We start from the raw sequence: 22,748 nt of genomic DNA on the forward strand, positions 1-22,748 counted from the left end.
AACTCTTCAATTTAAGATTTTGTTCGGCTCAATGAATACTGAACATTACATAAAGTAATGTTTGAATTGACTGTGCTGAATCCGAAGATTCAATGGTCACTTCGTTTCATTGAAACCTAATTTGATACCGAAGTATCGAATTGGATTATCATCAACGAGTGCCCACACAGATTGATAGGTTCTTGTTTTTAAAGAGCTTTTCTAACATTTTCAGCAACTTAGTTGCTCGTCGTTAGGGGTGCGTATCTTACTTCACACCGTGAGAGAGTCAAGCATTTTTTTCAAATTTCTTTTCTCTCAATTCCGACTCGCTGTGTGACTTTCGTCTCACTCCGTGTCGGTGGATGCGCAGTATAGGGAGTTGAGAAATTAGTACAAGCGTTTTTTGCAAAAAAACTTTCAACCGAACAAATAGCAATCACTTTGTGTATATACCAAGCGATCTTGGCTATTTTCTCTCATTTAAAAGGATCTTTCCTCAAGAAAAAGGGCGTTTCTACCTGAATTACGATCTTCAAATTTGATGCAATTGAAGCAAATGATCTTCACTCAACGCGCTTTTTCTCTTCGTCCTGCTGTATAAAAGATAAAAAAAGAGCAGAACGATGACGAACTGCTCTTTTGGTCTTTGCTTTTTATTTGGGGTACTTCAGGTGAAGTCTTGGAAAAGAGTTTCTTCTATATAGAAGAAAAGATCAGAGCATCCTTGCCCTTCTCTTTACGACAGATTAGTTAGGGGTATATCTAAATGTCGTTATTGTTCGATGACGCATTGAGCTCGTAAGAGTGGAGCATGCTTGCATTCCCAATGGCGTCATCTTCGAGAGGAACTTAGTTCTTCAATACTTTTACGGTGTAGCTACCATCTTTTTGTTGGTATAGACCGTGGATGTCGGTTTCGAAACCTGGGTAATGCGCACCGATCTCACAGAGCATCTCTAGGAAGTCCAGCACAGGGCGAGACTCTTGAGTCACCATTTCACCAGGAAGTACTAGTGGCACACCTGGAGGGTAAGGAAGGATCATGTTCGCACTTACGCGGCCAACCATTTCTTCCAGTTTGATTTCTTCGATGTTGCCACGAAGCTCTTCTTGCCATGCTGCGTGTGGTGTTACTTTCATTTCTGGAAGTACATCGAACGCTTTGTACATTAGCTCTGGTAGGTTGTATTTCTTAGTTAGGTCATGAATTGCTTGTGCTAGTTCTTGAACGCGCATGCCTTCATAGAAGCTTGGGTCTTCGTTGTATAGCGAAGGTAGGAAGCTCTTGATGGTTAGGTTCAAGTCGTAGCCACGTTTAAATTCAGTTAGACCACGTAGCAATTGCATTGCTTTTGATTTGTCGATACCGATAGAGAATAGGAACAACAAGTTGTATGGACCTGTTTTCTCTACCACAATGCCGCGCTCGTCTAGGAATTTAGCCACCAGCGAAGCAGGAATACCTGATTCTTCTAGTTCGCCTTCTTTATTCATCCCAGGAGTCAATAGCGTTACTTTGATTGGGTCAAGATACATGTGGTTGTCATCCATGTTCTTGAAGCCGTGCCATGTGTCGCTAGGGTCTAGTTTCCAACATTCTGTGGTATCGATGTTTTCTGGTTGCCATACATCGAAGAACCAACTGTCGCTTTCTGCTTCTAGACGTTTGATCTCTTTACGGAAGCGGATTGCGCGATCGATAGAGTCTTGCATCAACTTCTTACCAGTGTTGCCGCGCATCATTGCCGCTGCAGTTTCAGTAGAAGCAACAATGCCGTACTGAGGTGAAGTTGAAGTGTGCATCATGAATGCTTCGTTGAAAGATTCTTTATCAAAGTCGCCTTTCACGTGAATCATTGAAGCTTGTGAGAACGCTGCCAACAGTTTGTGTGTTGATTGTGTTTCGTAGAACACTTTGCCTGGCATCGCTTCACCACTCATACCACATTTACCTTCGTAAATTGGGTTGAAGTTAGTGTAAGGCACCCAAGCACTGTCGAAGTGGATGTGTTTACAATCTAGCGACTCTTTGATGAATTGTGTGTTGTACAACAGACCATCGTAAGTTGAGTTAGTCACTACTGCGTAAGTTGGTGCTGTTGCACCTGGTGTTTTCGCCACTTTCTCTGCAATGACATCGTGGCTGAATTCGCTTTGTGGAATACCACCAAGGATGCCGTATGCGTTACGAGTTGGGCGGAAGTAGATTGGTGTCACGTCGCTCATCATCATTAGGTGAGTCAGAGATTTGTGACAGTTACGGTCAATCAGTACTGTGCTGCCCGCAGGTGCTGAGTACATACCAACGATTTTGTTCGATGTAGACGTACCGTTAGTTACGATGTACGAGCTGTCTGCATTGAATGTACGTGCGATGTATTCTTCTGCATCTTTATGTGGACCTGAGTGGTCTAGTAGAGAACCTAGCTCAGGCATTGAGATTGATACGTCCGCTTTAAATGTGTTTGGACCATAAAAATCGTAGAAGATGCTACCAGCAGGGCTTTTCTGGAATGCAGTACCACCCATGTGACCTGGAGTACAGAAGGTGTATTTACCTTCTTCTACGTATTTGAATAGCGCTTTAGTGAATGGAGGCATGATGGCATCTTTATATGCCTCAGTCGCTTGGTTGATTTTGATAGCGATGTCGTCAGCCATACCTAAAGCGTACTCGAAGAAGCTCACGTTTAGACGTAGGTCTGTTAGTGAAATGTCTAGAGTAGACTGTTCGTTAGCAAATGCGTGAACAGGCAGTTTTTCGTTGATTTGGCTGATACGTTCACATAGCTCTAGTGAGTATTTATCCCAGTCGAACAGCACACCGCAAATGCGTGGGTTCATCTCAATCATTTTGATCAAGTCTTTATCATCTACTGGGTAAACCACTTCGTAGCCCGCTTTCTCAAGAGCAGCGTGAAGTTGACGAACTGGCTCTTCTTTAAAGAACACACCCATGTGGTTCAAGATAGCGAATATATTCATTTGGACATCTCCAAGGCGAATGAGGGCGCTCTTTGCCATTTACAGGCAATGAGTAAGGTGAGCGCCGTGTGAATTTGGGTTTTATGGGCTGGCACCTTAGTGCCAGCGTTTTGGGGATTAGTTGCTTGCTTGGGCAGGCATGTCGTCAGCGTGCATTTTCACGTACTGAGCAAGACCTGCTTTTTTGCTGTAGAACATCAAGATAACGAGAGACACGATGAAGGTTGCTGTTAGCGTACCGCCCTCTGCACCTGCTAATGCGATGAAGCAGAACAGACAAGCCACACCAGAGAACAGCATTACGAAGCCGTTGCGTGTTGTCATACCTTCGAAGCGAATCAAGTTAATGCTTGAGTAGAAGTAAGGCAGCATCGTTAGTAGAACTGCGTCAGTCGTTAGTTGGTTGAACAGGTCTGATGCGTGCGCTGTTTTAGAGCTGAAGAACATCAGTACAACCATCAGTGCAGTCATCTTGATTGACGCAAGGATTAGACCTTTCTTAGGCACACCGTTTTTGTCAGTTTCGCCGTAGATTTTAGGGAAGTTGCCGTCGTTTGCTGCGCGTTTACCTGCTTCACCTACTAGCATCATCCAAGAACCTAGCGAAGTGAAACATGCTAGCGCTGTGAATGCTGATACGAATGGTGCTGTCCAGCTACCGAATAGCTCAGTGGTTGCTAGTGCAAATGGCGCACCTGATGCCGCAACTTCTGACGCTGGGAACATGCCGCTGATCATTTGAGTTGATAGGATGTAAATCACACCTGCGATACCAGTACCCAACATAGTTGCTAGTGGTACAGTACGTTTAGGGTTTTCTACCATACCAGTCGATACCGCTGCTGATTCCACACCTACGAATGACCATAGACAGATAAGAACCGCTGTTACTACCGCGTGGCTGTCAGTGCCTGCTGATACGTTCCAGTTTTGGCTGTAAAGCGCAGTATCGAAGTGCGTCCAACCAAATGCAGCTGTACCAACAACTGGGATAAGGATAAGAACTAGACCAAGCGTACATAGACGGCTTACCCAGCTACCACCAAGTAGGTTGACGAAAGTGAAGATCCATACCGATGCAATCGTCGCAATACCTGCTGGGATTGGGTTATTAAGCACAGGGAAGAATACTGAAAGGTAAGAAACACCTGTAATGGCAATAGCCAGGTTACCAATCCAGTTCGCGTGGTAATAAAGAACGCCCGTTTGGAAACCAAATACCGGAGACACTTCGCCAGCATAAGCGATAGGACCACCTTCTTGTGGGTTTTTGGTTGCCAGACGAGCGTAAACAAACGCCAGACTCAGTGCACCGACCAAACAGATCAGCCAACTGAAGATTGAAACAGAGCCTACAGAGGCAAGACTAGAAGGTAATAGTGCGATACCACTACCCATCATATTACCGGCTACGACACCCGTACAGGCAATAAGGCCGATTTTTTTCGCATTCGATGACATAACATCTCCAAATCTATTCTACTCGAGTCAACATGACTCAAACTGAATGGTTATTAGCGAGATGCTATGAGGAAGAACCTGCTCGACCTCGCTAAATTTCGAAGTGAAGACTACGCCCAAAAACTGGGAAAAAAATAAACTTGGGGTTATCAATAAAATGATTAGTTAATCAACATCAAGTTGAGGTAAACATGATAAACACAAAAATATAAAACCATATTATTCATTTAGTTATAAGAAAAACATCAAACCTTCTACCGATAGATAAACTCTCATCAACTCGTTGGTCATCGCGATAAAAGTTATCAACCTCTATCAACTTCCCCATCCCGAAGGGTTAATTCCCTGAAGTGTTGATTCCATAAATCTCTCCCTGATCGCGCTTTTTGACCCACATCAATATTCATCTCGCCTGCAAGAAAGCATCAAAATCATTCTCGCCACATAACTCAGCCAGACACTTCATACAATCAATAGAGATAGAGATAGAGATAGAGAAGCAAAGCGGGTATGTATTCCCGTTGCAAGCTTGCGTTGTTAGCTCCTTCGTAAGTCATTGCCCCACCGCCTCACCCTTTTCACTTTTCGACAGCGACAAAAAAGCCCCTCACCGAAATGAGGGGCTAGCATTAGACTGACGTTGAGTCCGAGAGAATTAAAGCATTCGAACGACAGAAGGGTGAACGGCGCGATACATGGCGTAATCAATCGCCTTCATGTTACTTGGGAAGACCAAGTTTTCGCACAGCAGGTACGTCTCAACCGACGTATCAATATAGAAAGCTTCACTGTAAGACTCACTGGCTAAATCCAGATCACCATCCAATTCGGCGTGCTTACCGCGAATCACATAGGAAAGCACTGAATCACGTAACCTCAATGCCTGTCCGAGATGCCGCTTGGCTAACGCCATGTCACCAATGATGGTTTCGTGCAGTGCTAAAGCTTCATAAATTCGCGGTTGAATTGGCCCCACCATCATTTTCACATTAGTCTCTAGTGCTTCACTGAGCTGCTGCATTCGCCCTTTCTTCAACTCCTGTGAGAAATCAAGAGCCTTTTGTACATGGTAAGCAATCAACAACTCAGCTTGAACGTAAGCATTATCCGGCTCGATTTCTAAAATGTTTTCCATCAAGTCGATACCTTGGCGGAATTGTTTAGTATCAGAGACATTAAGGTAATGGTTAGCCTGAACAAACAACTCCAACGCGTCGGGATTCATTGGCATTCCCGCCACCAGCATCGTAGATTTCAATTTGGCATCCGATACTTTCAGCACTTGCATCAAATCCAACGATGCTTGTTGAAGCACTGTCTTTAAATGACTACTGGTTAACGCGTATTGACGACTAAACAACACTTTTTCAGATGAGTTATTGCGATATTCCACCTCTAAAAAGCTGCCACCGTCATTCTCACGAACTCTCACCACAACCGATTTACCAGGCACAATGCCAGAAGTAAACGACGCCTTCTTTAGCATGACTCGGTAATCACTGACTTGAGCAATGTCGGACATCAACTTTTGGGCGAATCCGTCTGCCAAATCGTAGCTTAATCCTTCATTTGTAAAATTATCTTGAAACTTGAACTCAATCAGATGGGTATCGATGGCTTGGGTAATACGCACTTCCGATTGCTTGTAGGTAAACACGCCCATCACTACGACCAACATACTGATCCAGATGAAGTTCATAATTCCCAATCGCCAAGGACTGATTTTGTTTTTGCTCTGAGGTGCTTTTTTCTCTTTTGACATCTCGCAGACCGCGCGAGTTAGAGGACCGGCAGGAAAGGTAACGGCTGGTGCTATAGGTAGACAATCCTCTTCCGATTCTTCAACCGAAGGTGGGATCTCTTCATTTTGCCGACTTGTGACAAACTCTTCATGCGTCATAGTAACCACGTTCGCTACCAGCTTATAGCCACGCTTGGGCACCGTGATAACGTAGTTGGTATTTTCCTCTCGACCGTCACGTAGTAGCTTACGCAACTCAAAGATGGATTGAGTCACCACTTGATCGGTCACAATCGCTCCAGCCCAAACGTACTGAATCAATTCCTCGCGGTTGAACACCTCATTCGCATGCTCCGCTAAGAAGTGCAAAAGATTAATTAAGCGTGGCTCAACAGTAACTTCCCTATCTTGTCGATACAGCTTATTTTCATCAACGCTCAAAACCCAGTCATTGATTTGAAAATAGACTCCAACCATGTATGAAAACTCTCGTATCTACAGACAGCGTTACGCTAGGAATCAGACAATGGTCAATTCCTACAAGTAACTAAAGGCAAGATTATAGGTGGGAAAGCAGCGTGTACCTAGAAAAGCAAGTCGCCAAAAATGCAAACTTAAGTTAAGTGATGCAAGAATGAGACTACTCAAGTGCTGCGAGGATAGAGCAATGTGTGGCGTCATCGTCTGTATGACCACAACAAGCATCATTAATCTTCTTTAACGCTCGGCGAATTTTCGTCAGCTCGTTAATTTTCCCATCAATCAGCTCTAACTTAGCAGAAGTAATGGCTTTTACCTCTGCACAGCTGTGTTCTGTCGCTTCTAACTTAATTTCTAACAGGTCTTTAATTTCATCCAGACTCAAGCCAAGATCTTTACCTTTGAGGATAAAGTGCACCTGCTTTTGATTCTCTTCATCATACAAGCGGTAGCCTGATTCGCTTCGCCCTGCGGGTTTTATTAGCGCGTTTTTCTCGTAGAAACGCAATGTATCGGCAGTCACACCACAACGTTTTGCCAGTTCACCTATCTGAAACATAACTTTCCCTATTAACTATCTCGTTACTTTTAAAGCTAAAGAACGACTTTTTTGCAATTATTTTTGAGATGCCAAACGATTGCGCGAGCTTTTTTGTAATAAATTGGTTAGAATACGCGCCATCAAATGTGGAGACTGTTTTCTAACCAGAAAACACCCTGCAAAGGTCTTTACCAAAACTGGCCAATATTTTACCCCAAGAGGTAAAAACAAGTTCATTTTTGGCAAACATCTTTAACTCCGTGAATTTGAGGAAAATGGAAGCATGAATAACGCTCGTCCTATTCGCCGTGCGCTTATCAGCGTATCAGACAAAACAGGCATTGTTGAGTTTGCGCAAGCTCTTGCTGAGCGCGGTGTCGATATCCTATCTACTGGTGGTACAGCTCGCCTACTTGCCGAACAAGGCATCGCCGTAACTGAAGTCTCTGACTACACTGGTTTCCCAGAAATGATGGACGGCCGCGTTAAAACGCTTCACCCAAAAGTTCACGGTGGTGTGCTTGGTCGTCGTGGCCAAGATGATGACGTGATGGAAAAGCACGGCATCAACCCTATCGATATGGTTGTCGTAAACCTATACCCATTCGCAGAAACCGTTGCCAAAGAAGGCTGTACACTAGCCGACGCTGTTGAAAACATCGATATCGGCGGCCCAACCATGGTTCGTTCTGCAGCGAAAAACCACAAAGACGTGACTATCGTTGTTAACGCAGGTGATTACGGCCGCGTAATTGCAGAGATGGACGCAAACGAGAAGTCTCTAACACTAGAAACTCGTTTCGACCTAGCTATCGCAGCATTCGAGCACACAGCATCTTACGACGGCATGATCGCAAACTACTTCGGCACTATGGTTCCATCTTACGGTGAGAACAAAGACGGAGATGAAGAGAGCAAATTCCCTCGTACGTTCAACCAACAGTTCGAGAAGAAGCAAGACATGCGCTACGGTGAGAACAGCCACCAAGCAGCCGCATTCTACGTTGAAGCAAACCCACAAGAAGCATCCGTTTCTACTGCTCGCCAAATCCAAGGTAAAGCCCTTTCTTACAACAACATCGCAGACACGGACGCAGCGCTTGAGTGTGTGAAAGAGTTCAACGAGCCAGCATGTGTAATCGTAAAACACGCAAACCCATGCGGTGTTGCTCTAGGTAAAGACATCCTAGAAGCGTACAACCGTGCTTACCAAACTGACCCAACATCTGCATTCGGCGGCATCATTGCATTCAACCAAGAGCTAGACGCAGCAACAGCAACCGCTATTGTTGAGCGTCAATTCGTTGAAGTGATCATCGCACCTTCTGTTTCTGCTGAAGCGATTGAAGTGGTTGCAGCGAAGAAGAACGTGCGTCTACTTGAGTGTGGCGAATGGACAACTAAGACAACTGGCTTTGACGTGAAACGCGTGAATGGCGGTCTACTGGTTCAAGACCGTGACCAAGGCATGGTAAGCCTAGACGACCTAAAAGTGGTTTCTAAGCGCCAGCCAACAGAAGAAGAGCTGAAAGATGCACTGTTTTGCTGGAAAGTAGCGAAATACGTGAAATCTAACGCGATCGTTTACTCGAAAAGCGACATGACTATCGGTGTAGGTGCTGGCCAAATGAGCCGCGTTTACTCTGCGAAAATCGCGGGCATCAAAGCTGCAGACGAAGGTCTACAGGTTGAAGGTTGTGTAATGGCATCAGATGCATTCTTCCCATTCCGTGACGGTATCGACGCGGCTGCAGAAGCGGGCATCAAGTGTGTGATCCAACCAGGTGGTTCTATGCGTGATGACGAAGTTATCGCAGCGGCAGACGAACACGGCATGGCGATGATCTTTACCGGTATGCGTCACTTCCGCCACTAATCCTCTCGTCTTCACTGGGACGATAACTGCGTTGACGGCGTTCACTTATCCTAATCACATAGCATACTATGCTCATAGGAATAAGTTCACTTGTCGCCTTGTCCTCGTCCCATTGAATTAGAGAGGCCATACTCAGGTCTTTGCGAAATATCTGAGTGTGAGCAAACGGCATTTATAAGATTAAGGATTTTCATATGCGAGTTTTAATCATTGGTTCAGGCGGTCGTGAACATGCGCTAGGTTGGAAAGCGGCACAAAACCCAAATGTTGAGACTATCTTCGTTGCACCAGGCAACGCAGGTACAGCACTAGAGCCAAAACTAGAGAACGTAAACATCGATGTAGAAGACATCGCTGGCCTTGTTGCTTTCGCCAAAGAGAAGGCGATTGAACTGACTATCGTTGGCCCAGAAGCACCGCTGGTTATTGGTGTGGTTGATGCGTTCCGCGAAGCAGGTTTGCCAATATTCGGCCCGACCCAAGCAGCAGCACAGCTTGAAGGCTCTAAAGCGTTTACTAAAGACTTCCTTGCTCGTCACCAAATCCCAACGGGTGCCTACGCGAACTTCACTGAAATCGAGCCTGCACTGGCTTACGTGCGTGAGCAAGGTGCGCCGATTGTGGTGAAAGCCGACGGCCTTGCTGCTGGTAAAGGCGTGATTGTGGCAATGACGCTAGAAGAAGCGGAAGACGCAATCAAAGACATGCTAGCAGGCAACGCATTTGGTGATGCTGGTAGTCGTGTCGTTATCGAAGAATTCCTAGATGGTGAAGAAGCAAGCTTCATCGTGATGGTGGATGGTGAGAACGTTCTACCAATGGCCACCAGCCAAGACCACAAACGCGTAGGCGACAAAGATACTGGTCCTAACACCGGTGGCATGGGTGCATATTCTCCTGCTCCAGTGGTGACACAAGAAATCCATAACCGCATTATGGAAGAAGTGATTTACCCAACGGTACGTGGCATGGCCGCTGAAGGTAACCCTTACACTGGTTTCCTATACGCGGGTCTGATGATCGACAAAGACGGCACTCCGAAAGTAATCGAGTACAACTGCCGCTTCGGTGATCCTGAGACACAACCTATCATGATGCGCATGGAATCGGATCTTGTTGATCTGTGTCTAGCGGCAATCGACGAGAAACTGGATCAAGCGGAATCGAAGTGGGATCCACGAGCATCGATTGGTATCGTGCTAGCAGCCGGTGGTTATCCAGCAGCGTACAACAAAGGCGACGTTATTTCGGGTCTGCCACAAGTTGAAATTGAAGGCGAAAAAGTCTTCCATGCTGGTACAGGTAACAAAGATGGCGACATCGTGACAAACGGTGGTCGTGTTCTTTGTGCAACCGCACTTGGCAACAGCGTATCAGAAGCGCAGCAGCGTGCTTACGAGCTTGCAAAACAGATCAGTTGGGATGGCATGTTCCATCGCAACGACATCGGCTACCGTGCAATTGCACGTGAGCAAGACAAATAAAAACAACATAAGTTGGCTCAAAAAACAAAAGGCGCACTCAGCGCCTTTTTTTATTGTTCTTGTTCGACAGAATTCGAAGCAATGTTTATTCAGAGATCAACTTTGGCCGAGAAACACAATCAAAGTCATCGTCATTGAGCATCAACAGTTCATCGACCATTGCTTTGTTTCGTGACTGCTTGCCGACAAAAGCCACATAACTGTCTACCGATGAGAGACGCTCGATAATAAATTTTGGCAGCGTCTGATTAAACTCGAGTGTCGAGAACACCTTACCTTTGCAGGTTTCAAACGATTGACCATTCCAATAACCTTGAATAAGGCTCTGATTGTTACGAGACTGCGCCTTAACCGATGCCACTACGTCATTCGCTTCTGCTTTGTAGCGCTCTAATTGGTCATGCTGGAGTGGTAAGACTTTACGGTTAACACGATATTGTTGGTAAACCGCTTCGCCATCTTTATTGAAACGGATGTGGATTTGAAAAGGCACCAACTCTTGTTTGGTATCAACTTGCTCGCCTTTTCGAATCAACTCTCGCAACTCACCTTCATCCCAGCGATAATCACTCTTGAACCAACCATTGTCCCCCATTGTCACATAATCAGCCGCCGTACTCACACGAGTGAGTTTCTCTGTCATCCAGTACAAGCTGCTAGCATCTCCCGCAACTTTACCACCAGAAAAATGCGTGAATTGTTCTAAATTAGGAGTTTCAACCGATGAACAGCCAAAAAGGGTAAGGCTAGATAGGAGAAGTGAAGTGAGTAGATGTTTTTTCATGAAATTGCACCGAGGCAGGATACCTCGGTGCATTCTAACTTAGTTTACTGATTCTTTCAGCGCTTTACCTGCTACGAATGCTGGTACGTTAGCTGCTGCGATTTGAATCTCGTCACCAGTCTTAGGGTTACGACCAGTACGTGCAGCGCGGTGGTTTACTTTGAATGTACCAAAACCAATTAGTTGAACTTGGTCACCCTCTTTAAGTGCGCCAGTTACACCATCAAGAGTCGCTTCAAGAGCAGCTTTTGCTTGTGCTTTTGATAGGTCTGCTTTCTCTGCGATAAAGTCGATTAATTGGGTCTTGTTCATTAGGTTTCCCTTCTCATAGGTTATCGAATTCGTCTCACTCTAAAACATAAATGCCCCATCTGGCAAAGGTTTGTAAGCGATCTTTCGATTTTCTGACGTACTTTTAGCCATAATATGAGTAATAACTCACAATTTGTTACCACATACCCCCTGAAAACCCTTGCTTTCCAAGGTATTTGGACCAATTTATAAGTCACTTTTGCGGTTATAATAGCTGCAAATAACCACTATCAAACTACATTCAAGGGCAACTATGCTGCTGTTATCCATTTATATCTCTATTGCAATCGGCATTTCGTTTATCTGTTCGGTGCTGGAGGCGGTACTGCTGAGTATCAGTCCGAGCTACATTGCGCAGCTCAATCAACAGGGGCATCCCGCAGCTGGGCAATTGGCTAAGCTGAAATCAGATATCGACCGACCACTGGCATCTATTCTGACTTTAAACACCATCGCTCACACGATCGGCGCGGCCACTGCTGGTGCACAAGCTGCGGTTGTATTTGGTAGCGAAGCATTAGGTATCTTTTCGGCAGTGCTGACATTGGCGATCTTAGTGCTTTCAGAAATCGTACCGAAGACGATTGGCGCGACCTACTGGCGCCAGTTGGCACCCGCTGCCGCGGTCGCATTGCGTTGGATGGTATGGGCGCTTACACCCTTTGTTTGGTTCTCAGAGCAAATCACCAAGCGTCTTGCTCGTAACCACGAAGCTCCAAAGATGCGTGATGAGCTGTCTGCAATGGCGATTCTGGCACGTGAAAGCGGTGAATTTGCCGAGGGTGAATCAAAAATCTTAAGCAACTTGCTTGGCATCCAAGATGTACCCGTAACGCAGGTTATGACGCCACGACCAGTAGTATTCCGTGTCGATGCCACAATGACCATCAATGAGTTCCTAGAAAAACACAAAGATACGCCTTTCTCACGCCCATTGGTTTACAGCGAACAGAAAGATAACATCATTGGTTTTGTGCATCGCCTTGAGTTGTTCAAACTACAACAATCAGGTTGTGGACAGAAACAGTTGGGAGCAATCATGCGCCCAATTCAAGTGGTGCTAAACAATACCACTTTACCTAAAGTATTCGACCAGATGATGACTCATCGCTTACAGCTGGCACTTGTTGTTGATGAATACGGTACCGTGCTAGGTTTGGTAACGTTGGAAGATATTTTTGAACACCTCGTAGGCGAGGAGATCATCGACGAAGCAGATAAAAGCACTGACATGCAGGAGCTGGCTTACCAACGCTGGGAAAGCTGGAAAGAAATGCACGGCGTAATCGAAAGCCGCGATGACGATGAAGAAGATAATGAGCCGGAGAAGCAGGATAAAGAGCCAGAAGCTCAAGAGCCACCGAAATCCGACTCGAAAGAATCGTAATCAGCATTAGGTATAACAGCTTAAACGCACAAACAAAAAAGGCATCCAGTTAGGATGCCTTTTTCTATTTATTCAACGATTAAAGTGCAATACCGATGTTGCTCACACCTTCTTCACGTAGCTCTTCACGCAAATCTTTAATCAAGCTGATGTCACGTTCTACCGCTTCACGCAGCGGACGGAAGATAGCCCACTGGACGTCCCACTCTTCACATACGGCTTCGTTTTCTTTCTGGTTGTCGTTAGTGATTGGCTCTGCGCCTTGTGCTTGCTCTAGATCAGCAACGGTTTGTACCGACTGTTGACTCACTTTAAGCATTGAATCGAAAAGGTAGTCGCGGTCCAATAGACCATGCAGTAACGTAGACAAACCCTGACACGCGTCCATCGCTGGGTAAACGCCGTAAAAATCGAACTCATCCGCACTTGGGAACAACTCTTCTAACTTCTCCAATTGACGTTCGAAGTTAATTTTCGCGTTCTTAACTGTCAAAATTTCCCATACACTATCAAGAATCGCTCGGTAAGCACGTGGGTCAGCAAATTCTGTATTCTCACAAAACATCGCATAGTTTGGATACATGCGTTCACACAGACACGCCATAAAGGTAATTTGTTGCCAAGGTTCTAGTTTTTCTAAACGAACCTGAAGAGGATTCTTAAGCATAGTCACTCAATCATTGAAGAAAAAAACAGCGAAAGTGTACTTGATTCATCACAGGGAAAAAAGTTAATGCCGCATTCAAATCAGATTTTCCTGCTCTCAGAGCATCGCGACACCTACAAAACGTTACTGGCAGAGAAAAATCTGCCCGATCTTTGTCTCACCGACCAACCAGAAGCCGCTCAGATCGTACTAGCGGATCCACCCTTACTATCACAAAGCTTAGACGAGTTTTCACAGCTTGAATGGGTACAATCCACGTTTGCTGGTGTCAACGCCTTAACATCCCCTAGCCTTCGTCAGGACTATACTCTAACTAACGTTCGAGGCATCTTTGGTCCACTGATTGCTGAATATGTTTTGGGTTACAGTATTGCCCATTACCGCCACTTTGCCCGATACCACCAGCAGCAACAAAACAAACAATGGCAGCCTCACCTGTACACGTCATTAAAAAGTAAAACCATGGTAATTCTTGGTACCGGTAGCATTGGGGGCTATCTGGGCAACGCCGCTAAAGCAATGGGGATAAAAACTATCGGTATTAACCGCACAGGTATCCCTACTCCAGGCGGCGAGTTTCATCAGACCTTTCATATCAATGAACTAAGTAAGGCATTTGAGCAAGCCGACATCGTTGTGAATACTCTACCAAGTACACCTGAGACGCGACAGTTACTTAATCGTCAAACGCTCAGCCAACTAAATCAGGCGTTATTGTTTAACGTAGGTCGTGGCGACGTACTGGATGAGGCAGGGTTGCTCTTCGCTCTGAAAAACCGTTGGGTAGAACACGCCTTCTTAGATGTGTTTGAGCAAGAACCGTTGTCGGTAGAGCATCCATTTTGGAAACTACCGCAAGTCACCATCACTCCACACATTGCTGCGCTGAGTTTTCCCGAGCAAGTCATCGAGATTTTTGCTGACAACTATCTACGCTGGCGCGATGGGTTTTCATTAAATTATCAAGTGGATTTCGAAAAGGGTTACTAAGAATGTCGTTAGACGAGCTATTGCAGCAAGTGAGGGCCTGCCAGATCTGCGCGGATAATTTACCTTTGGGTGCAAACCCTGTCGTACAAGCCGCAAAAGGGGCACGCATCCTAATCATCGGTCAGGCCCCTGGCACACGTGTACACAAAACCTCGATACCTTGGAATGACCCAAGTGGTGATCGATTACGCCAATGGCTCGATATCGACAAAGACGTTTTCTACGACCCAAATAAAATTGCCATTGTCCCAATGGGATTCTGTTATCCAGGCAAAGGGAACTCTGGTGATTTACCGCCTCGTAAAGAATGTGCGCCCACTTGGCATAAAAAGATTCTTGAGCAACTGCCCAATATAGAGCTCACTCTACTAATTGGTCAGTACTCGCAGCAGTACTATCTCACCAACAAACCAAAGACGCTCACGCAAACTGTTCAGCAATGGCAAGATTGGGAACCGGACTTTATCCCGCTCCCTCACCCATCTCCACGCAATACATTGTGGTTAAAGAAGAATCCTTGGTTTGAATCTGACGTCGTACCATACCTTAAAAAACGCGTTCACTCGATGCTTTAGGTTACCCATGATCTAATTGCTTGTTTATCTGTACAAGAAAATTAGAACATAAAACCAGAAATTATAAGTATTTGTTTATATTAAATTTTAATGTCTAATGTACAGCTAGAGTAGTAATTAGATCATGGTAGGCCAAATACTACTAGAGCTGTACATCCTTGAGTCTCAGATAGAAAAAATGAATTTTAGGCAAAAAAATACCGGCACTGAATGCCGGTATTTGATTTCAAAAGATCTAACTTACTTGTGGTATGGCTTAGATAGCTCGTGTACCGCTTCCACAAATACGCCCGCGTTTTCTGGCGGCACATCCAAATGGATACCGTGACCTAGGTTGAACACATGACCAGTACCTGCATCACCAAAACCTTCTAGAATACCCGCGACTTCTTCACGGATACGCTCTGGTGAAGCGTAAAGCATTGATGGGTCCATGTTACCTTGCAGCGCCACTTTATCACCGATACGTGCTTTCGCGTCTGCAATGTTGATTGTCCAGTCTAGACCAACCGCATCACAGCCCGTTGCTGCGATTTGCTCAAGCCACATGCCGCCATTCTTAGTAAACAGTGTGACTGGCACGCGACGACCGTCGTTTTCACGAATCAGACCATCTACAATCTTGTGCATGTATTGCAGTGAGAACAGATTGTAATCACGAGGCGTTAGTACGCCACCCCATGTGTCAAATACCATTACCGATTGCGCACCCGCTTTAATTTGCGCGTTTAAGTACTCGATAACGCTGTCTGCCAGCTTATCTAGAAGTAGGTGCAGAGTTTGTGGTTCCGCGTACATCATCTTCTTGATCTTGGTAAACGCTTTAGAGCTACCACCTTCGATCATATACGTCGCAAGAGTCCAAGGACTACCAGAAAAACCAATCAGCGGCACTTCACCCTTCAGGTCTTTACGGATCTGGCGTACTGCGTTCATTACGTATTGCAGTTCACCTTCAGGATCTGGCAAACCAATTTTTTCCACGTCGGCTTTGCATGTAATTGGGTTATCAAAAACAGGTCCTTCACCCGCAGCAAAACGCAAACCAAGCCCCATTGCATCTGGAATCGTTAAGATGTCCGAGAATAAGATCGCGGCATCAAGAGGAAAACGGCGTAATGGTTGAAGTGTCACTTCGGATGCTAATTCTGCATTTCGACACAAAGACATGAAATCACCCGCTTCTGCACGAGTCGCTTTGTATTCTGGTAGGTAACGACCTGCCTGGCGCATCATCCATACTGGCGTGTAATCTACCGGCTCTTTTAAAAGCGCACGCAGATAACGATCATTTTTTAATTCAGTCATTCCGTAATTCCAACTGTTAGGCTTTCTGTGAAAGGGGGTATTCTATCACTGATTTAAGTCCAATAGCTGTGTGCTTTGCAACCTGGATCAAGTTATTAACTTTTAAATCAATGCTTAATTTGCACCCAATCGGTATCAGTGTTAAAAATTTGTTCGCTAGCGAAAACTACAATTATAAACTGAGTACTTAGTACTCAGCATCTCATAACGACATCTTACTTACCCCCTCCCTCTCGGAGGGTTTTTTTTATCTATTTATCAGATAATTAGTGTCTATATCTTTCAGCGTCTGCTCGATAAGTGCTCTTGCAATCGTTCCTTTAGGCGCAACAGGCGGCATCTCGTCGATACCAAACCATCGTGCATCAGACAGCTCAGTGTAGTCTGGACTTAACTCTCCCGATTCATAGTCAGCTAAAAACCCCATCATCATACTGGATGGGAAAGCCCAAGGCTGGCTGCCAAAGTAACGAATATTTTTAACGAGAATTCCCGTTTCTTCATGAATTTCTCGAGCCACACACTCTTCTAATGTCTCACCGACTTCTAAGAAGCCAGCAATAACCGTATACATACCATTTCGATGCCTTGGATGTTGGGCTAATAAAATCTGATTTTCTTTACGTACAGCAACGATAATACACGGAAATATTCTAGGATAATGAAGGGTGCGACATTCACCACACTGCATGGCTAACTGGTTATTATTAAGAAAGTTTCTTCCTCCGCACTGTGGACAAAAGCGCAAACTTTGCGTCATGTGCCCATATTGCACAGCTTTACTTAACAACATAAATAATGGCTCAGGAAAATGCAGGCAGTCACGCAGGGATACTAAAGGTAGATCATGCTCTAAATCGGCCAAGTTAAGCCACATGACGGGCGAACCAGAATACTCACCAATGGGTCTTGCACTCGTTACTGGCAGTGATAACTGCTCTGCAGACCCGAAGGGCACAGCACCATCCACCAGCCAAATTTCACTTCCTGCAACAACACACCAGTATGCATTTATCGCGCGGTTAACATCACCTTTTCTTAACATTACACCATCCCTTTGCTTGAAGTTCGTTCATTTTACTGGCAATCTAATTTCATACTAGAATTTATCGTTAAGTAAATGTGCACTCTAAATTCTAGTAAGGACAAGAGTTTGTAATAACTTTACTAACTTTGCTTTGCAAAGGATACGTTCGCCGATGGGCGATCAGATCATGAGGGCATGGTCATGCTAAGAAAATTCAAACAAACACAAGACCAGTGGGGTGGCTCAAGTGATGTCATTGATCACTGGTTAGAGACACGACAATCCCTGATTGTTGAATATTGTAAGCTTGCAGCGCTGCAACCTTGTTCGAAAACCAATGTTATTGAACTCCCATCTCCTTCCGAACTGCAGGATTTCTGTCAGCACCTCGTTGATTACATCTCCGAAGGCCACTTTAAAATTTATGACATGGTTATGGACCGTTGGAAAGCAACCGGCTTTGTCGTGACTAATGAGATCAATCAAACCTATGGTCAAATTGTTCTAACGACTGAACCATTATTGAACTTTAACGATAAGTACTCAGAAGTGACTGAAGATGATGAATTAAATGATTTCGATTCTGATATGTGTCTCATTGGGGAAATTCTTGAGACTCGCTTTGAAGTCGAGGACTATCTGATACAGCAAATCGCAGAAAGCCTGTCTATGCCACCTGGAGCTTAGTATTTGCAAACATTCAGAAATAGAGTGAGAGAAAAGACTGACGATCATCGTCGGTCTTTTTTGTTTCTAGCTTTATCGAAAATCCCACCGGAAGAACAAAGCAGTATAAAAAACTAAAAAGGCACCCGAAGGTGCCTTTTTCTTAAGCTTTTAACGATTACTCGTTATATGACTTACTCTTCAGAAGAGAAACCAGCGTTTAGAAGTGCCGCTAGGTTATCCGTTGCTTGCTCAGCAGAAGGACCATCTTGCGCTTCAGAACGTTTAGCTTGACGCTCTTGGTGGTATGCGAAACCAGTACCAGCTGGGATCAGACGACCAACAATTACGTTCTCTTTCAGACCACGTAGGTCATCACGCTTACCAGAAACCGCAGCTTCTGTTAGTACGCGAGTTGTCTCCTGGAACGATGCCGCAGAGATGAACGACTCAGTCGCTAGAGATGCTTTAGTAATACCTAGTAGTTCACGTTCGAAACGTGCAGGCTCTTTGCCTTCAGCTTCTAGGTTACGGTTAGCAATCTTAACTTGTGAGTACTCAATCTGTTCACCAGGTAGGAACTCAGAGTCACCAGAGTGGGTAATAGTACACTTACGTAGCATCTGACGAACGATAGTTTCAATGTGCTTATCGTTAATCTTAACGCCTTGTAGACGGTAAACTTCCTGTACTTCGTTAGCAATGTACTGCGTTACCGCGTGTACGCCACGTAGACGTAGGATGTCATGTGGAGACTCTGGACCATCTGCGATCACATCACCACGTTCAACTTTTTCACCTTCGAATACGTTCAACTGACGATGCTTAGGAATCATCTCTTCGTAAGCTTCACCGCTTTCACGTGTGATCACTAGGCGACGTTTACCTTTCGTCTCTTTACCAAAGCTCACAGTACCTGTGTGCTCAGCAAGGATTGCAGGCTCTTTCGGCTTACGTGCTTCAAATAGGTCAGCAACTCGTGGAAGACCACCGGTGATATCTTTGTTACCGCCAGACTTCTGAGGAATACGTGCTAGTGTCGCACCAACACCTACTGCTGCGCCATCTTCGATGTTCACAATCGCTTTACCAGGTAGGAAGTAGTGAGCTGGCATATCAGTACCAGGGATCATTACATCGTTACCTTGCTCGTCAACAAGTTTGATAGCTGGACGCATATCTTTACCTGCTGAAGGGCGAGCTGCTGGGTCAGTTACTTCGCTTGAAGATAGACCAGTTAGGTCATCAGTTTGACGAGATACTGTTACGCCGTCGATCATATCTACGAACTGGATGCGACCTGCTACCTCGGTAATGATAGGTAGTGTGTGCGCTTCCCAGTTTGCAACTGTTTCGCCAGCTTGAACTGTATCACCATCGCCTTTGCTTAGTAGCGTACCGTAAGGCAGTTTGTGTTTCTCTTTAGTACGACCAAACTCATCAACGATAGTTAACTCTGTCGCACGAGAAGTGATAACGATCTTACCGTCATCAGCCAATACAGATTTAGCGTTGTGTAGCTTGATAGAACCGTTGTTCTTAACTTGAACACTGTTCTCTGCCGCTGCTGTCGATGCCGCACCACCGATGTGGAACGTACGCATCGTTAGCTGTGTACCTGGCTCACCGATAGACTGAGCAGCAATAACACCCACTGCTTCACCTTGGTTCACTAGGTGACCACGTGCTAGGTCACGACCGTAACATTGTGCACAACAACCGAAGTCAGAATCACACGTTACTACAGAGCGCACTTTCATGCTGTCTACTGAGTTCTCTTCCATGATTTGACACCACTTCTCATCGATCAGGGTGTTACGTGGAATAAGAACGTCTTCAGTGCCAGGTTTTAGTACGTCTTCAGCAACAACACGACCAAGAGCAAGCTCAGAAAGTGCAACTTTAACATCACCACCCTCGATGTGAGGCATCATGTCGACACCTTCGTGAGTGCCACAGTCATGTTCAGTTACAACAACGTCTTGAGCAACGTCTACTAGACGACGAGTTAGGTAACCCGAGTTCGCTGTTTTCAGTGCCGTATCCGCAAGACCCTTACGAGCACCGTGCGTTGAGATAAAGTACTGAAGTACGTTTAGACCTTCTTTAAAGTTCGCTGTGATCGGCGTTTCGATGATTGAACCATCTGGACGCGCCATCAGACCACGCATACCCGCAAGCTGACGAATCTGTGCTGCAGAACCACGAGCGCCCGAGTCCGCCATCATATAGATGCTGTTGAATGACTCTTGCTGTTCCTCTTCACCGTCACGGTTAACTACCGTTTCAGATGAAAGGTTTTCCATCATTGCTTTCGCAACACGGTCGTTGGTCGATGCCCAGATATCGATAACTTTGTTGTAGCGTTCGCCCGCAGTAACAAGACCCGATTGGTACTGTTCCTGGATTTCACGTACTTCTTCTTCCGCTTCTGCGATTTCAGTGTACTTAGCTGCAGGTACAACCATATCGTCGATACCAACAGATACACCAGAAAGTGCCGCGTATGCGAAACCTGTGTACATGATTTGGTCAGCGAAGATTACTGTGTCTTTCAGACCTAGTTTACGGTACGCCTCGTTAAGTAGGTTAGAGATTTGCTTCTTACCTAGCTTTTGGTTAACGATGCTGTACGGTAGACCAGCTGGCACGATTTGCCATAGCATTGCACGACCAACAGTGGTGTCTACCATCTTGGTTTCTGTAGTGCTGTTGCCATCTTCGTCTACAACAGTTTCTGTAATACGTACTTTAACGCGTGCGTGAAGCTCAGCTTGTTTAGTGCGGTATGCTTTCTCAGCCTCTTCTGGGCCAGAAAGGTACATGCCTTCACCTTTCACGTTGATCTTTTCACGAGTCATGTAGTACAGACCCAATACAACGTCCTGAGAAGGTACGATGATCGGATCACCTGACGCTGGCGACAGAATGTTGTTTGTCGACATCATCAGAGTACGAGCTTCAAGCTGTGCCTCTAGAGTTAGAGGTACGTGAACCGCCATTTGGTCACCATCGAAGTCCGCGTTGTACGCCGCACAAACAAGTGGGTGTAGCTGAATCGCTTTACCTTCGATCAGTACTGGTTCGAACGCCTGGATACCTAGACGGTGAAGTGTCGGTGCACGGTTCAATAGTACTGGGTGTTCACGGATTACTTCGTCTAGGATATCCCAAACGACCGCTTCTTCACGCTCTACCATTTTCTTAGCAGCTTTGATTGTAGTCGCAAGACCACGAGTCTCTAGCTTGCTGTAGATGAATGGTTTGAATAGCTCAAGTGCCATCTTCTTAGGAAGACCACACTGGTGTAGACGAAGGTATGGACCTACTGTGATTACAGAACGGCCAGAGTAGTCTACACGTTTACCTAGAAGGTTCTGACGGAAACGACCTTGTTTACCCTTGATCATATCAGCAAGAGATTTCAGAGGACGCTTGTTAGAACCTGTGATCGCACGACCACGACGACCGTTATCTAGTAGCGCATCAACAGACTCTTGCAGCATACGTTTTTCGTTACGTACGATGATGTCCGGAGCAGCTAGCTCTAGAAGACGCTTCAAACGGTTGTTACGGTTGATCACACGACGGTATAGATCGTTAAGATCAGAAGTCGCAAAGCGACCGCCATCTAGAGGTACTAGAGGACGTAGATCTGGCGGAAGTACTGGAAGTACAGTTAGGATCATCCACTCAGGGTTGTTACCCGATGCGATGAACGCTTCTACCAGCTTAAGACGCTTAGTTACTTTCTTACGCTTAGTTTCAGAGTTTGTTGTCTCTAACTCTTCACGCATTTGTTCTGCTTCAGCGTGCATATCCATAGAACCTAGTAGGTCCTTGATAGCTTCCGCACCCATCTTAGCAGTGAATTCGTCGCCCCACTCTTCTAGACGATCTAGATACTCTTCTTCAGTAAGCATCTGACCTTTTTCTAGATCAGTCATACCAGGCTCTGTTACTACGTACATTTCGAAGTACAGAACGCGTTCGATATCACGTAGAGGGATATCCATTAGTAGACCGATACGAGACGGTAGCGATTTTAGGAACCAGATGTGAGCTACTGGTGAAGCCAGTTCAATGTGGCCCATACGGTCACGACGAACTTTAGTTTGTGTAACTTCTACACCACACTTCTCACAGATAACACCACGGTGCTTCAGGCGCTTGTACTTACCACAAAGACATTCGTAGTCTTTAACTGGACCAAAGATACGCGCACAGAACAGACCATCGCGTTCAGGTTTGAACGTACGATAGTTGATCGTTTCAGGTTTTTTAACTTCACCGAAAGACCATGAACGGATCATGTCTGGTGAAGATAGACCGATTTTGATTGCATCAAATTCTTCGGTCTTATGCTGTGCTTTTAGAAAGTTTAATAAGTCTTTCACAATCAGCTCCTGTAAGGAGTTAAAAGGAGCTCACTCGCTAAAGTGAGCACCTTCTTCCAAATAATCGCTTTGATTCTCTCGACTT

The 22,748-nt window shown here is 45.4% G+C and carries 16 protein-coding genes; 6 read left to right on the forward strand and 10 right to left on the reverse strand.

Annotation, left to right across the window (positions count from 1 at the left end; genetic code table 11):
* Window positions 1-831: 831 nt before the first annotated feature.
* The 4 genes from R7Z77_RS21145 to zntR form a co-directional block, all read right to left on the reverse strand.
* The gene (locus R7Z77_RS21145; RefSeq protein ID WP_136977327.1) at window positions 832-2,967 is read right to left on the reverse strand and encodes a lysine decarboxylase CadA; all 2,136 of its coding nucleotides are present in this window, start codon (window positions 2,965-2,967) and stop codon (window positions 832-834) included.
* 117 nt (window positions 2,968-3,084) lie between these two features.
* Window positions 3,085-4,428: a cadaverine/lysine antiporter gene (cadB, locus tag R7Z77_RS21150; protein ID WP_005434864.1), complete on the reverse strand. Its 1,344-nt coding sequence runs from the start codon at window positions 4,426-4,428 to the stop codon at window positions 3,085-3,087.
* A gap of 655 nt (window positions 4,429-5,083) precedes the next feature.
* Window positions 5,084-6,646, reverse strand: a complete 1,563-nt coding sequence (cadC, locus tag R7Z77_RS21155) for a lysine decarboxylation/transport transcriptional activator CadC (RefSeq protein WP_005382530.1) — start codon at window positions 6,644-6,646, stop codon at window positions 5,084-5,086.
* A 163-nt stretch (window positions 6,647-6,809) separates the two neighbouring features.
* Window positions 6,810-7,208 (reverse strand): Zn(2+)-responsive transcriptional regulator, encoded by a 399-nt coding sequence (zntR, locus tag R7Z77_RS21160; protein WP_005382529.1) that lies wholly within the window; start codon window positions 7,206-7,208, stop codon window positions 6,810-6,812.
* Window positions 7,209-7,473: 265 nt separating this feature from the next.
* Here zntR and purH point away from each other — a divergent pair, with 265 nt between their 5' ends.
* Together purH and purD are read left to right on the forward strand one after the other, a co-directional pair.
* Window positions 7,474-9,066, forward strand: coding sequence for a bifunctional phosphoribosylaminoimidazolecarboxamide formyltransferase/IMP cyclohydrolase (gene purH / locus R7Z77_RS21165; RefSeq protein ID WP_213968062.1), 1,593 nt, complete (start codon window positions 7,474-7,476; stop codon window positions 9,064-9,066).
* A 194-nt stretch (window positions 9,067-9,260) separates the two neighbouring features.
* On the forward strand, window positions 9,261-10,550 hold the full coding sequence (gene purD, locus R7Z77_RS21170; RefSeq protein ID WP_318136815.1) for a phosphoribosylamine--glycine ligase: 1,290 nt from the start codon (window positions 9,261-9,263) through the stop codon (window positions 10,548-10,550).
* Window positions 10,551-10,635: 85 nt separating this feature from the next.
* Here the strand turns inward: purD and R7Z77_RS21175 are convergent, their stop codons facing one another.
* Together R7Z77_RS21175 and hupA are read right to left on the reverse strand one after the other, a co-directional pair.
* Window positions 10,636-11,334 carry a DUF1481 domain-containing protein gene (locus tag R7Z77_RS21175; RefSeq protein ID WP_053307544.1) on the reverse strand — a complete coding sequence of 233 codons (699 nt, stop codon included), beginning with the start codon at window positions 11,332-11,334 and terminating at the stop codon, window positions 10,636-10,638.
* 39 nt (window positions 11,335-11,373) lie between these two features.
* Window positions 11,374-11,646, reverse strand: a complete 273-nt coding sequence (gene hupA, locus R7Z77_RS21180; RefSeq protein ID WP_005382524.1) for a nucleoid-associated protein HU-alpha — start codon at window positions 11,644-11,646, stop codon at window positions 11,374-11,376.
* A 253-nt stretch (window positions 11,647-11,899) separates the two neighbouring features.
* Between hupA and R7Z77_RS21185 the strand changes: the two genes are divergently transcribed.
* On the forward strand, window positions 11,900-13,033 hold the full coding sequence (locus R7Z77_RS21185) for a hemolysin family protein (RefSeq protein WP_054579646.1): 1,134 nt from the start codon (window positions 11,900-11,902) through the stop codon (window positions 13,031-13,033).
* A 79-nt stretch (window positions 13,034-13,112) separates the two neighbouring features.
* Here the strand turns inward: R7Z77_RS21185 and R7Z77_RS21190 are convergent, their stop codons facing one another.
* Complete coding sequence (locus R7Z77_RS21190; protein WP_005382520.1) at window positions 13,113-13,700, reverse strand: YjaG family protein; 588 nt, start codon at window positions 13,698-13,700, stop codon at window positions 13,113-13,115.
* A gap of 66 nt (window positions 13,701-13,766) precedes the next feature.
* Here R7Z77_RS21190 and R7Z77_RS21195 point away from each other — a divergent pair, with 66 nt between their 5' ends.
* Window positions 13,767-14,690 (forward strand): D-2-hydroxyacid dehydrogenase, encoded by a 924-nt coding sequence (locus R7Z77_RS21195; RefSeq protein ID WP_005382519.1) that lies wholly within the window; start codon window positions 13,767-13,769, stop codon window positions 14,688-14,690.
* 2 nt (window positions 14,691-14,692) lie between these two features.
* The gene (locus R7Z77_RS21200) at window positions 14,693-15,265 is read left to right on the forward strand and encodes a uracil-DNA glycosylase family protein (RefSeq protein ID WP_005382518.1); all 573 of its coding nucleotides are present in this window, start codon (window positions 14,693-14,695) and stop codon (window positions 15,263-15,265) included.
* A gap of 240 nt (window positions 15,266-15,505) precedes the next feature.
* Here the strand turns inward: R7Z77_RS21200 and hemE are convergent, their stop codons facing one another.
* Window positions 15,506-16,573 carry a uroporphyrinogen decarboxylase gene (gene hemE, locus R7Z77_RS21205; protein WP_005384692.1) on the reverse strand — a complete coding sequence of 356 codons (1,068 nt, stop codon included), beginning with the start codon at window positions 16,571-16,573 and terminating at the stop codon, window positions 15,506-15,508.
* A gap of 247 nt (window positions 16,574-16,820) precedes the next feature.
* Window positions 16,821-17,618: an NAD(+) diphosphatase gene (nudC, locus tag R7Z77_RS21210; protein WP_053307541.1), complete on the reverse strand. Its 798-nt coding sequence runs from the start codon at window positions 17,616-17,618 to the stop codon at window positions 16,821-16,823.
* Between the two features lie 177 nt (window positions 17,619-17,795).
* Between nudC and R7Z77_RS21215 the strand changes: the two genes are divergently transcribed.
* Window positions 17,796-18,287 carry an Rsd/AlgQ family anti-sigma factor gene (locus R7Z77_RS21215; protein ID WP_005382515.1) on the forward strand — a complete coding sequence of 164 codons (492 nt, stop codon included), beginning with the start codon at window positions 17,796-17,798 and terminating at the stop codon, window positions 18,285-18,287.
* Between the two features lie 173 nt (window positions 18,288-18,460).
* Here the strand turns inward: R7Z77_RS21215 and rpoC are convergent, their stop codons facing one another.
* Entirely contained in the window at window positions 18,461-22,663 is a 4,203-nt protein-coding gene (gene rpoC, locus R7Z77_RS21220; protein ID WP_005382514.1) for a DNA-directed RNA polymerase subunit beta', read from the reverse strand.
* Between the last annotated feature and the right edge of the window lie 85 nt (window positions 22,664-22,748).

This window comes from Vibrio sp. 1401 (assembly GCF_033340295.1).